The organism is Paraglaciecola sp., assembly GCF_039964565.1.
Classification (GTDB): Bacteria; Pseudomonadota; Gammaproteobacteria; order Enterobacterales; family Alteromonadaceae; genus Paraglaciecola.
The window spans coordinates 1-14,210 of record NZ_JBDVXF010000025.1 but is presented as its reverse complement, the minus strand read 5'-3'; the positions used below and the strand labels follow the sequence as shown (position 1 = coordinate 14,210).

9 protein-coding genes and 1 rRNA gene are annotated in these 14,210 nt (G+C 41.2%); 5 read left to right on the top strand and 5 right to left on the bottom strand.

Features of this window, described 5'->3' with window-relative positions:
• Positions 1 to 61: 61 nt before the first annotated feature.
• The 3 genes from ABJK37_RS09905 to ABJK37_RS09895 all read right to left on the bottom strand — a co-directional run bounded on the left by ABJK37_RS09905 (position 62) and on the right by ABJK37_RS09895 (position 5,242).
• Positions 62 to 2,011, bottom strand: coding sequence for a phytase (locus ABJK37_RS09905; RefSeq protein ID WP_348352640.1), 1,950 nt, complete (start codon positions 2,009 to 2,011; stop codon positions 62 to 64).
• A gap of 2 nt (positions 2,012 to 2,013) precedes the next feature.
• Complete coding sequence (locus ABJK37_RS09900; RefSeq protein WP_348352891.1) at positions 2,014 to 2,397, bottom strand: metallophosphoesterase; 384 nt, start codon at positions 2,395 to 2,397, stop codon at positions 2,014 to 2,016.
• 151 nt (positions 2,398 to 2,548) lie between these two features.
• On the bottom strand, positions 2,549 to 5,242 hold the full coding sequence (locus ABJK37_RS09895) for a TonB-dependent receptor (RefSeq protein WP_348352637.1): 2,694 nt from the start codon (positions 5,240 to 5,242) through the stop codon (positions 2,549 to 2,551).
• A gap of 336 nt (positions 5,243 to 5,578) precedes the next feature.
• Between ABJK37_RS09895 and ABJK37_RS09890 the strand changes: the two genes are divergently transcribed.
• The 5 genes from ABJK37_RS09890 to ABJK37_RS09870 all read left to right on the top strand — a co-directional run bounded on the left by ABJK37_RS09890 (position 5,579) and on the right by ABJK37_RS09870 (position 12,839).
• Positions 5,579 to 6,502, top strand: a complete 924-nt coding sequence (locus tag ABJK37_RS09890; RefSeq protein ID WP_348352634.1) for a diguanylate cyclase — start codon at positions 5,579 to 5,581, stop codon at positions 6,500 to 6,502.
• Entirely contained in the window at positions 6,499 to 7,512 is a 1,014-nt protein-coding gene (locus ABJK37_RS09885) for an AraC family transcriptional regulator ligand-binding domain-containing protein (RefSeq protein WP_348352631.1), read from the top strand. Before ABJK37_RS09890 ends, ABJK37_RS09885 begins: the two co-directional genes overlap by 4 nt.
• An 88-nt stretch (positions 7,513 to 7,600) precedes the next feature.
• Positions 7,601 to 8,290, top strand: coding sequence for a translesion DNA synthesis-associated protein ImuA (imuA, locus tag ABJK37_RS09880; protein ID WP_348352629.1), 690 nt, complete (start codon positions 7,601 to 7,603; stop codon positions 8,288 to 8,290).
• A gap of 32 nt (positions 8,291 to 8,322) precedes the next feature.
• A complete protein-coding gene (locus tag ABJK37_RS09875) occupies positions 8,323 to 9,744 on the top strand; it encodes a DNA polymerase Y family protein (protein ID WP_348352626.1) in 1,422 nt (473 codons plus the stop codon).
• Positions 9,744 to 12,839 (top strand): error-prone DNA polymerase, encoded by a 3,096-nt coding sequence (locus tag ABJK37_RS09870; RefSeq protein ID WP_348352623.1) that lies wholly within the window; start codon positions 9,744 to 9,746, stop codon positions 12,837 to 12,839. Before ABJK37_RS09875 ends, ABJK37_RS09870 begins: the two co-directional genes overlap by 1 nt.
• Before the next feature lie 92 nt (positions 12,840 to 12,931).
• On the opposite strand, the gene ABJK37_RS09865 is transcribed toward ABJK37_RS09870, so the two are convergent.
• Together ABJK37_RS09865 and rrf are read right to left on the bottom strand one after the other, a co-directional pair.
• Positions 12,932 to 13,588 carry a nitroreductase family protein gene (locus tag ABJK37_RS09865; protein ID WP_348352620.1) on the bottom strand — a complete coding sequence of 219 codons (657 nt, stop codon included), beginning with the start codon at positions 13,586 to 13,588 and terminating at the stop codon, positions 12,932 to 12,934.
• 528 nt (positions 13,589 to 14,116) lie between these two features.
• Positions 14,117 to 14,210, bottom strand: a 5S ribosomal RNA gene (gene rrf, locus ABJK37_RS09860); the annotation flags it as partial.

Sequence of the window (14,210 nt, the reverse complement as noted above, 5' to 3'; positions counted from 1 at the left end):
CGCTGCGGTTTCAAGTTGTTGATGTAATCATTCTTTGTAGTGACTCTTTAAGGTATGCCAGTTATTCATTAGTCAGCCAGTTTTGTAATAGCAGCTGTATATCTCTACCATCCACCAGCTTGAAGTTTTGCGGAGCCAAAGGTAAGCGGTTTCGTCCATCTTGTACCACTAAAAGCCCAGCAGGAAGACTCTCACCCAAAGGGTATGCAGTGATAGCTAATCCATCGGTTTCTGATGCTCCATCTAATCCTAAGCTCAAGTTCATCTCTATCTTAAAACTGCCAAGATATTGATTATTTATATCTAAAGCAAACACCCCATAACTATCGTTGCCTTGACTCGAAGCAAACAAAAAACGTTGTTCTTTGTAGCGATATATTCCCAAACCTTCGACATCAGCCACGAAAGTTTCATTGGTTTGAATTATGAGTCTACTTGCTTCTTCTATAGGTTCTGCAGAAACTTGCCACACCCCAACGGCTTCTTCGCCATAGTAGAGTTGTTGATTTTGATCGTCTACCACACAGCCCTCGGGTTGACTAGGAGCATAGAACTCTCTGACTAATTCACCTGAAATTTTTGCCGCATCTTGTTGCAACAAATACTGCTGAAAATGCCCGTCCGTACCATTGATAAATACGTAATACTGGTTTCCATTGGTATACATGCACAATCCATAAACGTCGTCGATATCCGTTTTGATATCGGAGATATGAGTCATGTAACCTGTATTCGGCTCTATTGAAAACACACTAATAGACTTTGTGCTGCGGTTGCTAGCGGTAGCGATGTCAAAACGCTTACCTCCCAAAGTCATGCCATAACGGATATCCACGTTATTCACCCGCCCCACATTCAGTTCTTGCAATAAGTTACCCTGTAAGTCGTATTGCATTAGGCCTTGTTTTTTATTGGTACCCAAGACTCGGCTTTGAGCGCTGTCATCAAAGTTAATCCAAATTGCGGGGTCATCGGCTGCGTCTCCGTATGCTGCCATAGGTGTACTTTGTGCGTACGCTTGCACTGCAGGCATTAATGGCAGAATAGTTGATTGCGGTTTTTTAGAATAATGCAGCTGTGATGTGAAATACCTTGCTGTTTTATCATCAAATATACCTAATTTAAGCTGCTCATCATCTAACCTAGCCGTGACAGTTTCTGGCATATGAATGCCTTGAAAATGTACAAAACTGGCTTGGTCGTTGTTTTCAGGCTCAACTAGCCAAACACCTTGCTGCTCTGGTGTGCTAACTAACAAGTCTCCTGATGCTAAGACTTCGATGTGAGTCACTTCACTATCAATGGGTCCATGAGGTTGAGTGGCGATGACTAACTCTCGGGAAAGTTCGGACTCGTGATCGGCGAAATAGCGCCAAACACCGATATTTTCCTCTACTATGTAGAGTGATTGAGTGTGATCATTGACCGCACAAGACTTGGTTTGCGGTGCGCCAATAAAAGCATGTACGATCACATCTGTTAACGCCCGTTGCGATTCGTCTATCACAATTCGTTGTTCTACCTGCCCTAAGGCATCGGTGGTAAACAAAGACAGGTGTCCTTGTGGCATTTGGTACCAACATAGGCTTTCTATTTGTGAACTAAAGTCTTTGAATCGGGTTAGTTCTGACAATTGTAAATTTTGCCAATCTAATTGGATGATCACGACTTGCCCTAGATTGCTATCTAAAGCGGCAATTAGCCCAAAAGTTTGATTGCCAATTTTGATATTGTCACGCCAATCGAGCAGTTCAATGTGACCGGCAATGTTACTAAGTAGGTTACCTTGTTGGTCAGTTAACAACACACCTGAGGTTTCACTGGTAAGCAACCAATACTCTGTTTGTTGATGGCGAATAGGCTTGGCGACTTTTCCCGCAATATTGCTATTTTTTTCTAATGCTTTTAAAGATAGAGAAACGGGATTTTGAGCTGAGTGATTGGGTGCTTGGCAAGAACTTAACAATGCCCAAAGCACACAACAAAAAACGATGTTTGATATTGATTTCATGCTTAATCCTTATGAATACTATATTGATACAACACTTCATTTGCGCCAGAAATAAACTGCACTAATAACGCATTTGAGCTCACTGAAACAGATGCAACACCTGCAGTGGCCTCGGCAAAACGCGTAAATGGTCGTTGTGCTACTTTTCTTAATTCTGAACCTGCTCCTGAAACAAAGTGCTGAACTGTGGTGCCTTTAGGTTGGTTGTATTGCAAGTCATGCTCGTGACCAGCGAAATAGGCATCCACGTTGTTTTTTTCGAAGATGGGTTCAAGTACACCGCGTATATCTGCGGTTTTTCCGTAACGTTTACCACTTGAATACAAAGGGTGATGACCCACAATAATTTTCCATTTTGCGTTAGATGGCTCTAGTTTCTGCTCGATCCAAGCGAGTTGTTTTACTCCGTCGTGCTTTTGGGATTCAGTATATTTTGCTACATTTTTGTACCCTGGGTTGAGGGGCTAGTATCAATAAATAGACTCACGCGCCCGTTAGGCGCGTGTTTGTTGCTACCAATTGTTGACGAACGCTGAATTACAATTTCCAGTTAAAACCGAGCTCAAAAGTACGACCATACTCTTCATATTGAGCGTTAACACTTGGTCGATCGAAGTAGTTATAAAAAGGCTCATCCGTTAGATTAATTGCATTAAAATACACATGCATATTAGGGTTAATAAAGTATTTCCCCATAAAATCCATTTGTTGATGTTTATCTTCCATTCTGAGTAGATCACCGTCTATTTCTTCGAGGTTTTCACTTTTGTAAGTCATAGTTAATCTGACGCTAAAATCTTCACTTTCGTATCCTACGGTCAAGTTTCCGATACGGTCGGACTGGTTTGGCAAAGACGTTTCATAACGCTCGCCATCTAACATAGTTATGGCTTCTGAACTAGAAAAGGTGCCATTCGCACTCAGCAATAAGCCGTTCTCGAAACCTTTTACCCAAGATATTTCAAGACCTCTAACACTAGCGGATTCGCCATTAATCGGCTGCATAACTTCATCAAACCCTTCCCAATCTTCTGTTCCTGCAACATCAGTAATGATAACGAAGTTATCGATACTTTTATAAAAGTACCCTGCTGATAAGATCCCAATATCACCAGGATAGTATTCTAAAGATAAGTCAAAGTTATCGGCTTCATAGGGATCCAGTTCAGGATTACCGACTTCTGCTTCGCGCTCAGTGACAAATTCGCCGTCGTCCTCTTCTGTTTTAGATTCAATGATTTGAAATGCCGCTGAGTCTTCAAATTTGGGACGCGAAATGGTTTGGGTAAATGCTGCACGGCCTATGAATTTGTCGTTAAATTCATAGCGTAGGTTGACACTAGGTAATAGATGCGAATAATTTTTATCGCGTTCCCATAGTGTATTGACCACTTCTTCTATGTCAGTTGCTTCATTTTCGATAAGCTCCACTCGCATACCCGAAGTACTAAAGTCAGTATCTTCGTAGCGCAAACCTGCCACTATACGTAAATTTTGCAACTCTATTTTGCCCATTAGATAAAGGGCTAAGATGTCTTCTTGGTTTACGTAAGAGGCACCGTTTGATTCGACTTCTGAATCAAGTTCCGCGATTTCGAAGTTGCTGTTTTGCTGGCCATAATATTCACGCATAAAAGTCCGATCTAATCCCGGACCAAAATCACCCAACCCCCAATCAGGGGTAGATGAGGCAAAGATACTAGGGTCAATGTCGTCAAAGTCACCGTCGAAGATTAAGATGTCGGCATTTGCAGATTTTTCTCGGCTACGATATTTCCCCCCAAACTTAAACTCAAGCTGATTCGACTGCCAATCAAAGTATCGAGTAAAATCAGCTTTGACCATAGCCTCGGTGTCTTCTGCATAGTTTTTTTCAAAACTCACTTCATCTAATTCGTAGTGACTTAAGTCCATCACAGAGGCAACTTGGGCAACAACTGGAATTGGCCCCGCCATATCTGAATCGATTTCCATGCCTTCACCCACTAAGGTGTAATACAAGGCGTCTGGCTCATCTTCATCAGCTTTGGAGTAGCCCGCTTGATATTCTACTAGCCAATCGTCAAGTTGGTGCTCGCCACCTGCCGTTATAGAAAAAATACTCTGCGTTTCTTCACGGTCTTTGCTGCCACGCTCAATTTCAGAATCTTCACCGTCAAACACAAAGGTATTAGATAGTCTAAATTCGTTATCAGCAAAACTGCTGTATAAAGTACGTACATAATACTGATTATTCATGTCTGGACGAAAATCTATATTTACAGCACCACCTATACGTTCACGTTCAATTGAGTAATAACGCTGTTCTACTTCATCATCACCATTTGATTCGACGTTGTCTGAGCCGAAACTGCGGTCAAAGTAGGATAGTGCCGCAGCGATCCCCACTGTGTCAGTTAACATAGTGGTTAAGCTACCAGATACCTTAGGGCTCGTTTCATCACGTAGTTGGTTTTGACTGAGTTGTACATTTAGACTTGCAGAGGTAGCGTTTTTATCAAAAGCGCTAAGACTTTTCACCTCAATTGAACCACCTATAGCATCACCGTCCATATCAGAGGTAACTGATTTTGATACCTCTAAACTTTGGATCAATTCTGATGGAATAACATCAAGTGCAACTGAGCGTACCCCACCTTCAGGAGAAGGCACATTAACCCCGTTAATGGTGACATTATTCAAATTAGGATCGATGCCTCGAATACCCACAAAACGCCCTTCACCTTGATCTCTTTCAATAGACAAGCCCGGTAAACGTTGTAAAGCTTCAGCAGCATTTTGGTCTGCAAATTGACCAATAGCGTCAGCCGACACTATAGATTTAATACTGTCAGACATTCTTTGTTGGTTAAGCGCACTCGCTTTACCTGCTCGTTGCCCGTATACAATGATGCTTTCCAGTGATGTATTGGCAGCAGCCAATACCACAGCTTGTTGCAAAGTTTGCCCCGCGCTAATTTCAATAGGTAGCTCAACTGTTGGAGCCCCTAAGTACTGAACCACTAAGGTATAGTGACCTTCAGGTAAATTAGTAAATCGGAACGACCCATCACGACGAGATACCGCAGTTGCCCCTAGCTCTTTAATTTGAATATCAGCCCCAGCAAAATAGCTGGTTTGGCTTTTGTCCATTAGTACGCCCTGTAATGCACCAACCTCTTGCCCTAGTGCAGATGTACCGACTAATGCGGTTAAACAAGCTATGGCTAAAGTAGATTTAATCATTTTCATAGTAGTAGGTTCTCGTTGCTGTCATCTTTTTAGTAATCGTGTAGCGAGTCTGTAATCTTGCTCGGGCAAATACGCTAGTGAATTGGCATGACATATTTATGACGACACCTCTCATAAATGGCTAAATTAGGCTTAATCACTACCGCTTTAATACCCTTTTTGCAGTTGCATGAGCCAATTTGACCTCCTACTGAGCCCCTATGAAATATGGATTTGGATGGTTTTATTGAAGGAAAGAGCTAAAGACCTTCATCTATCTGTCATTTAGCTGAGCCAAAATGACCCCGCTATGTTTTTTCTTATAACGTCATACTATTTTCAGTAAGAGGACTACCGATGAACTTATCTTTGTTAGCTCGTCACCCAACACTTTTTTCGGTGCTGTGTGGCTCTTTAGCAGTGTCTAGTAGTTTAAGTCTTGGTTTAGGACAGTTGAAAAACCTTTCTGATATATCTTGGTTGGATGTGCTGGGGGAAGGTAGCTTGGGATTACTTTCTATCGTTTGGGTGTTTTTTATACTCATTAGCCGCCCCCCAGGCAGAGTGACTTCAGCCTTGGTAATAGGATTATGCTGCTTTCTTTTTTCAGCTTCGCTCGATTTCTTTGACGAATTTATGGCTTACCAAGAGGTGGCTAAAGGTTTAAGCATGTTTGAATCAATTCCCGCGGCGATTGGCATGCTGATTATGAGTTATGCACTATATCAATGGCATCAAGAGCAATTGGTGCTCAATCAACAATTACGTAACCGCGAACATGGTTTACGCCAGCATGATCAGATTGACTTTATTACTAAGCTATATGGCGCCGATTATATGCGAGGTCAAATTCACAACAAGCTCGCAGCGCCTCCTCACTCTGACTTCTCTGTAGTCATGTTAGACATTGACAACTTTGATCAATTTAATCGTCAGTTTGGCCATGCAGAAGGAGATAGATTACTTCGCCAGATATCCGAATTAATTGTTATGAACTTACGCTCGTCCGACTTAGCCTGTCGTTATGCTGGCGACCGCTTTGTTCTATTGTTACCCAATACAGGGAAGACCTTGGCCTTGGAATTAGCAGAACAAGTTCGTCAAGCCATTTTCCACTTAGCTTACAAACCGCATCAACATCCACAGGCGATATATCACAATTTAACCTTCGCAATTGACTCAGTGAGGCCGGGCGACACAACCGACAATATTATTAACCGAGTCAATCAAAGCTTAGATGCATCTAAACAATTACTTTATCCAAGTGAAGCTGCATTATGAAAACTTCTGCGACTACATTTCTGTGCTTAGAAGATAAATACATACCAGCGCATCAGTTAGCTGCGAGTTTAGTGGATTATTCCGTGTCTCGAGGTGTCAACAAACACAAACTTCTACGTGGCACACGAATTTTCAGTGAAGACCTTAAGTCCGACAAAAAAATCAGCCTAGGTCAATTATTACAATTGCTCAGCAATGTCAGAACCCAAACACCTGGCTATGATTGCGCGTTCCAAATTGGTCGGCGTTTATTCCCTAGTAATTACGGTGCAGTATCTAATGCCTTATTACATAGTCGTGACTTTGCTCAAGCTCTAAAAATTCTCAATATATTACGTATGCAAATCTGCCCTTTCTTCGACGCCTCAAGTTATCAAACTAAACAACGACAATATTTGCTGATTAACCCAGCTTTGGGTTGTCATACCCAGGTACAATTTTTATCCGAAATTTATTGTAGCGCTTTGATTTCTGCAACTAAGTTACTCTTCGGGCACCGCATTCCTATGTATTTTAGTTTCCCTTTTCAACAACCCAAATACATCCAAGAATACCAAGAAAACATTGGATATAGGTTATCGTTCTCACAACCCATGTTCAGTATTAGCTTTGAAAAAAAGTGGCTGACAACACCTTGCCTTCAAAGAAGTGACGGGTTGCGGAGTTATGCGATCAAACAAGCCCGTCTACAAAATCTCCCTAAACAAGGATTTTTACAAGCCGTACGTCATGCAATCACCAAACACAGGCAAGCCAGCTTAAATAACATTGCCACACAATTTTCAATAAGCCCTGCCACCTTTAAACGTAAGTTAAAGTTACACAATACACATTTTAAACAATTGCAGGATGAACTAGGTAAACAGCAGGCCACTTACCTATTACAAATTCAACAGTTTAGTAATGAACAAAGCGCTCATCTTATGCAGTTTAACGACATCCCCAATTTTCGGCGCTCTGTCAAACGCTGGACAGGCCTCACTCCCAGTCAATTGAGGCTAGTTGAATAAAACCTATCGATAGCTGATTTATCACTAAAACTTGCATCTTTGAAGATCATAAATATACTGTACATAAATACAGTATATTTATGATCTTATGCACCCTACGATTTCTTATTTAAAACATAAAAATTTGCTCTGGCAGGCGAGTCATACTCAACCAACTGGTCATGGCCAGCACACTGGATTCAAGGAATTAGACAATGCATTACAAGGAGGGTTTCCTGAGTATGGCGTCATCGATATTCGCAGCCAAATTGGCATTGGTGAGCTGCGCTTATTGCTACCTAGTATTCTTACAAGGCAACAACAAAAGCCAACAGAACTAGTCACTTTTATCGCACCACCACTGTCGATTAATAGTGAAATGTTAGCTGAGTTTGGTTTTGCACTTGATCAAGTAATGGTGGTGCAACCTCTTTTAAATAAACAGGTGTTGTGGAGCACTGAGCAAAGCCTTAAAAGTGGCTGCTGTCATAGCGTGATTTTGTGGCATGCTTCATTGTCTGTGACACAAGTCAAGCGCCTGCAAGTCGCCTCAGAAAAAGGGCAGTGTTTACTTTTTATTGTACGTCAACCTCAACAACAACATATCTCCTTGCCCGTCACTTTAGGAATACGACTCAGCCCTTCTAAAGTGGGGATAAAAGCACAAATCACTAAACGTAAAGGCAGTTGGTCTAACGCTTCGTTTAACATCTACATGGGAGCTTATTGGCCTGAACTGAGTCAGTCTGAAGATTCTAACGTGCTGACATTTCCCTCTCGTGCATCCCGCGCGGGATAAAGCACTTTTAACGTCTAACTTTTAACAGCGATATGATGCAACACCTTTGGCTATATCTGCATTTTCCTAATTTACAATTAGACGCGCTGTTACAACAAAATCCTGAGTCTAATATCCATACCCAAGCTTATGTGATCTTAGATGAGCGAACCAATCAAGTCTGTCAACTCAACCACGCAGCTTACCAATCTGGTATACGTTTAAGTATGGGATTAGGCACTGCCGCGATGTTAAATGGGGACTTGCAAGTCATACCATACCAACGAGAAATCACTCAAAACAGGTTAAGTGATATTGCTCAAAGCTTATATTTAGTCACCAGCGACATCTGCTTTTTTAACGATAATAGTTTGTTGCTAAGAGTACATAATATGCTCACACTATATGGCAATTTACATGCTTATTGGCAAGTTGTGCAGCATCAACTATCACAACAAGAGGTAGTGTTTCATTATGCTACAGGGCACTCCCCCCTCGGGGCTAAATTATTAGCAAACACGGCTTGGGATCAGATAACCGACAACCCGAATGAAATCCAAAAAACAATCGCAGGTAGCGCTTTACAGGACACCGACCTGACGCCTAAAGCAGTAGAAAAGTTACAACGAGTGGGCATATATACCATACAAGATCTACTCAAAGTCCCTCTAGCGGATATTGCCAAGCGCTTTGACATGGAAGTGGCAACTTATATTGGAAAACTCACCGCTCAAATTCCCCACCCAGTGCAATTTTTTCATCCTAAAAAGTCTTTCGATCGTTTTATTGAATTGTTATATGACATAGAAAACGTACAAGTATTACAGGCGCCACTCAAGCAACTTTTACAAGGTTTAGAAGAATTTTTAAAAACACGAGACTTACTAACCCAGACTTTAGTCTTCATTCTTAGTCAGAGAGATGAAAAATCCATTGAGCTAAACATTCACTCTCAGCAAGGCGAGTATTTGGCGCAATCTTGGGCGGTATTAATATCTCTAAAATTAGAAAACATCGTACTCAGTGCACCAGTTTTTGCGATCCGCTTAATAGCAAAAAATACCTATATTAGAACGCCAGAAAAAAATGATTTATTTGCGGGGAAGCAAGGGAAGCTGTCACGTTTACAATTGATATCCCTTCTCCAAGCAAAACTGGGAGAGGAGGCTGTATTTACCCCAACACTAACGAATGATTATCGACCTGAGCAAGTAATTCAAAGCTCCATTCGACCAGCTAAGCCTATACAGACTTTTCAACTCTATCCATTACGCCCAAGCTTTTTATTACCCTCGCCGCAACGTTTACATGAAAAAGTCTCTATTGCTTATGGACCAGAACGTATAGAAACAGGTTGGTGGGACCCTAAACCAATCATCCGCGACTATTTTATGGCTCGCAACCAATTGGGTCAGTGGTACTGGGTATTTAAAACCCCACAAGGTGATTGGTATTTACATGGCGTATTCAGCTAATGGCAAAAACACATCAATATGCAGAGTTATTTTGCCAAAGTAATTTTAGCTTTTTATATGGCGCATCCCACCCACAAGAATTAGTTAAGCAAGCTGATTTTTTAAGTTATCACGCCATTGCTATTACCGATGAATGCTCAGTGGCAGGGATCGCAAGAGCTTATACCGCTATAAAAGAACATGACCTAAACATCAAACTGATCATTGGTAGTCTGTTTCGATTTGGGGAAGATTTAGAGTTAGTTTTACTGTGTCCTGACAGACTGGCTTATGCAGAACTATGCAGAACCATTACTAATGCTCGCAAACGCGCACCTAAAGGAGAGTACCAGCTGAATCAATGGGATTTACTTGGCATCAAACATTGTTTAGCTATTTGGTTACCTAAAGGCACTCAAGAAATAGATGACCATTGGGGAGCATGGCTTAAAAAACATTATAAACGCAAAGTGTGGCTAGGCTATCAACGGCATTTACAAGCTAACGAACATCGTTATCTAACGCATATACAACAACTTAGCGGCAAACACCAACTCACTATCTGCGCCTGTGGTGGAATATTGATGCACCAGCAACAACGTTTACCACTGCAACATGCTCTCACTGCAATTCGTAAGGGTAAACCCATCTCAGAATTAGGTCGTCAATTGTTGCCCAATAGTGAACGTTATTTACGCCCTATCAATAAACTATCGACTTTGTATCAATCCGCCTGGCTTGAAGAAACCCTAACAATTGCCAATTTGTGTACTTTTAGTTTGGCAAGTTTACGCTATGAATATCCTAGCGAACTAGTACCAGATAATAAAACCGCCTCTGAATACCTTCGTGAGCTTGTGATCAAAGGCTTAGGTTTACGCTTTGCCACTGGCGGCAGATTAACCTTCGCAATCAAACGAATAATTATCAAAGAATTAAGACTAATCAAAGAGTTAAAATACGAGTATTTCTTCCTTACTATTTACGATGTGGTGCAATTCGCACAACAACAAAAAATTTTGTATCAAGGAAGAGGCTCAGCAGCCAACTCGATAGTTTGTTATTGCCTACAAATCACGGCTGTCGATCCTAGGCAAATATCAGTATTGTTTGAACGGTTTATTTCCAAAGAGCGCCAAGAAGAACCGGATATTGACGTAGATTTTGAGCACGAAAGGCGTGAAGAAATTATTCAGTACATCTATCAAAAGTATGGCCGAGAACGCACTGCCATAGCAGCCACCGTCACAACCTACCGCAGTAAGAGCGCTATCCGAGAAATAGGTCGGGCATTTGCCATAAACGAAAGCCAACTAGATTTCTTCATAAAGAATATCAATCACCGAGATATGCAATTAGGTTGGCAAACCCAAATTGCCGAACTTGGTTTAGATCCATCGTCATTACAAGGTAAGCAATTTGTCAGTCTAGTGAATGAAATAAAGGGTTTTCCCCGTCATTTGTCACAACATGTAGGGGGCTTTGTTATATCACAGGGGCCGCTCTATCATTTGGTCCCAATCGAAAATGCAGCCATGCAAGATAGAAGCGTGATTCAATGGGATAAAGACGATCTCGAAAGTTTAGGGCTTTTAAAAGTTGATGTACTAGCCTTGGGCATGCTTACCGCAATACGTAAATCTTTTGCCTTAATAGAAAAACATTATCAGCATCACTTTAGCATTGCCCAGATCACCGCTCTAGGTGACGACAAACAAGTTTATAGTATGATCCAACAAGCAGATACTGTAGGTGTTTTCCAAATCGAGTCTCGGGCACAAATGAGTATGCTACCCAGACTAAAACCCGCTACCTTTTATGATTTAGTGATCCAAATTGCGATTGTACGACCTGGTCCTATTCAAGGCGGAATGGTACACCCCTTTTTAAAGCATCGCGCCAATCCAAAACTAATTGAACATCAGTCTCCAGAACTAAAAAAGGTATTAGATCGCACCTCTGGTGTCCCAATTTTCCAGGAGCAAGTGATTAAAATAGCGATGGTAGCTGCTGGTTTTTCAGGCGGAGAAGCTGACAAATTGCGACGCGCTATGGGTAGTTGGAAGAAAACAGGAGAGTTGACAAGTTTTAAAGACAAACTAATAACTGGAATGTCACAGCGGGGTTACACCCTTGATTATGCAGAACGTATATATAAACAAATATGCGGATTTGGAGAATATGGCTTTCCAGAATCTCACTCTGCATCCTTTGCCGTATTAGCTTATGTTTCATCTTGGTTGAAGTATTATTATCCAGCCGCGTTTTATGTGGGCTTATTAAATAGTTTACCAATGGGTTTTTACTCAGCCAATCAACTGATTCAAGATGCACAAAGACATCATGTAGATATTCTTCCTGTTTGTATTAATCATTCAAGTTATGACCATCTATTACAATATAAAAATCGAAGCTGGGCCATTAGACTAGGGATCCGTTTAGTAAAAGGAATAAATAGACAAGAAACTATGGAGTTAATTGAAAAACGTCCGATGTCAGGCTTTAAACACATTAACCAAGTAAAAAAACTAAAATTCAGTCGACAATTTTTAGAAGCATTAGCCAGTGCAAACGCTTTTCATACCATTAGTGGCAATAGATTTGAGAGTCGTTGGCAACTGATGGACAATCAAGATAGTTTAGACTTATTCCAAAATCAATTAAGCGATCCCATTACTAACCTCCCTAGCCCTAGTAAATCTCAAACATTAATAGAAGATTACAACGCCACTAGTATTAGTTTGTACTCGCACCCTATCACCTTACTAAAGGAAGCTAACTTATTACCTAAGTACACCCAAGCCACACAATTAAACAATAAAAAGCATAGTAGTGCCGTCACAGTAATTGGTGTTGTGACTTGTAGACAAAGGCCTGGCACCTCTAAAGGTGTGACGTTTCTTACCCTAGAAGATGACTCTGGTAATGTTAATGTGGTCGTTTGGTTAGCAACCGCTAGAGCACAAAAACAAGCTTATCTAAAAGCCAATATATTGAAAGTAAGTGGCATTTTAGAACGTGGAGACGGGGGCGTAACGCATATTATTGCTGGTAAATTGGAAGACATCAGTCACTTAGTTGATGGATTAGCCAACCGTTCCAGAAACTTTCACTAAGGTTACGTAAAATAGTAAATAGCCGAGTAAAAACCCGGCTATTTGATTCAATATCATTAACTAGCAATGATAATTACACAGCTTATAATCCCTTAGACTACCTCAAGAATATCAGTAACAGGTAAGCGAGCTTTAGGTAAACCAAAATTCCAATCTTCTTTTTCATTTTGGTAACCCATGGCTAGTGCTACTTCACAAACGTGGCCATCAAGTTCATCTTTAAATATATCTCCAATTAACTCAGGGTCAACTCCTTCCATAGGAGTAGACGCAATACCTAGTCGAGCCAAAGTATGTAAAAGGTTTCCTAACGCTAAATAAACCTGCGCTTTCGTCCAGCTACTATTGTTACCGCTTTCATCTGTATTCATTTCAGCAAAAGCATAGGCCCCCATAAAGGAGTCATACATCTCAGCAGGCAAGTGTCCCGAACTGACTTCCACATCCACTCTTTTCGAGAATTTCTCTTTAGTAAACTTAGGATCATAAGCCAGTAACAACGAGTGTGAAGCTTCTTTTGCATGTAATTGATTAAACTGGTGTTTGTTAGCAAAGGTATCGTGAAGACGCTGCTTCCCTTCATCACTTTCAACTAGTATAAACTTCCAAGGTTGTGAATTAACTGAAGATGGAGATAGACGTAGCGCTTCCTTAATTACATCTATATCTTCAGCTGAAATACGTTTACTCGGGTCATACTTCTTGACTGTATAACGAGTGCTAAGTTCTTTGATAATTTGATGAGACATTGTAATTTCCGCCTTTCTTAATAAACCAATAAAAGATTAAGACAAAGTTTACGGCAAGCTAATTAGATTGATAATACACACAAAAAAAGAAAGACTTTTTAGTTTAAAAAGAGAATAGTTCAAATTTCGAACATAAACGAAAGGGAGTCTGCGGGGCTGGCCAACCAGCAATGTGCGGGCACCTTAACAGGCGTCCCCGTGCTACTCTCGCAGGAGGGTTAAACCGAGGCTTTCTGGAGCACTGCTCCAGCGGTTTAACAGCTTGGCATGCGACCTACATGGATGTAGGAAGGTAGAATAAAGCAGGAGCATTTATCGAGATGCCAAGATTGGGTGCATATCATCAGGGATGTGTATTTGACTGCTCGAAAGTAATACGAGCTAAGCTTGAAGTCCGGGAATCCACTTCGTGCAGGTTGGCCTTCCAACGAGTTTACCTGCGTCACAGTCGATAGGTACTGCATATTCAATTTAATTTTTCCATAAAAAAAGGGCCAACCTTTCGGTTAGCCCTTTCTTAGAATGGGAGTCTGGCAATGTGCTACTCTCGCATGGGGAAACCCCAAACTACCATCGCCGCTAATGTGTTTCACTTCTGAGTTCGGAATGGGATCAGGTGGTA

Excerpts from the sequence above, each read along its gene's own strand:
- ABJK37_RS09895 (WP_348352637.1), bottom strand. The coding sequence starts at position 5,242 with ATGAAAATGATTAAATCTACTTTAGCCATAGCTTGTTTAACCGCATTA.
- ABJK37_RS09865 (WP_348352620.1), bottom strand. The coding sequence starts at position 13,588 with ATGTCTCATCAAATTATCAAAGAACTTAGCACTCGTTATACAGTCAAG.
- ABJK37_RS09890 (WP_348352634.1), top strand. The coding sequence starts at position 5,579 with ATGAACTTATCTTTGTTAGCTCGTCACCCAACACTTTTTTCGGTGCTG.
- imuA (WP_348352629.1), top strand. The coding sequence starts at position 7,601 with ATGCACCCTACGATTTCTTATTTAAAACATAAAAATTTGCTCTGGCAG.
- ABJK37_RS09870 (WP_348352623.1), top strand. The coding sequence starts at position 9,744 with ATGGCAAAAACACATCAATATGCAGAGTTATTTTGCCAAAGTAATTTT.
- ABJK37_RS09885 (WP_348352631.1), top strand. The coding sequence starts at position 6,499 with ATGAAAACTTCTGCGACTACATTTCTGTGCTTAGAAGATAAATACATA.
- ABJK37_RS09875 (WP_348352626.1), top strand. The coding sequence starts at position 8,323 with ATGATGCAACACCTTTGGCTATATCTGCATTTTCCTAATTTACAATTA.
- ABJK37_RS09905 (WP_348352640.1), bottom strand. The coding sequence starts at position 2,011 with ATGAAATCAATATCAAACATCGTTTTTTGTTGTGTGCTTTGGGCATTG.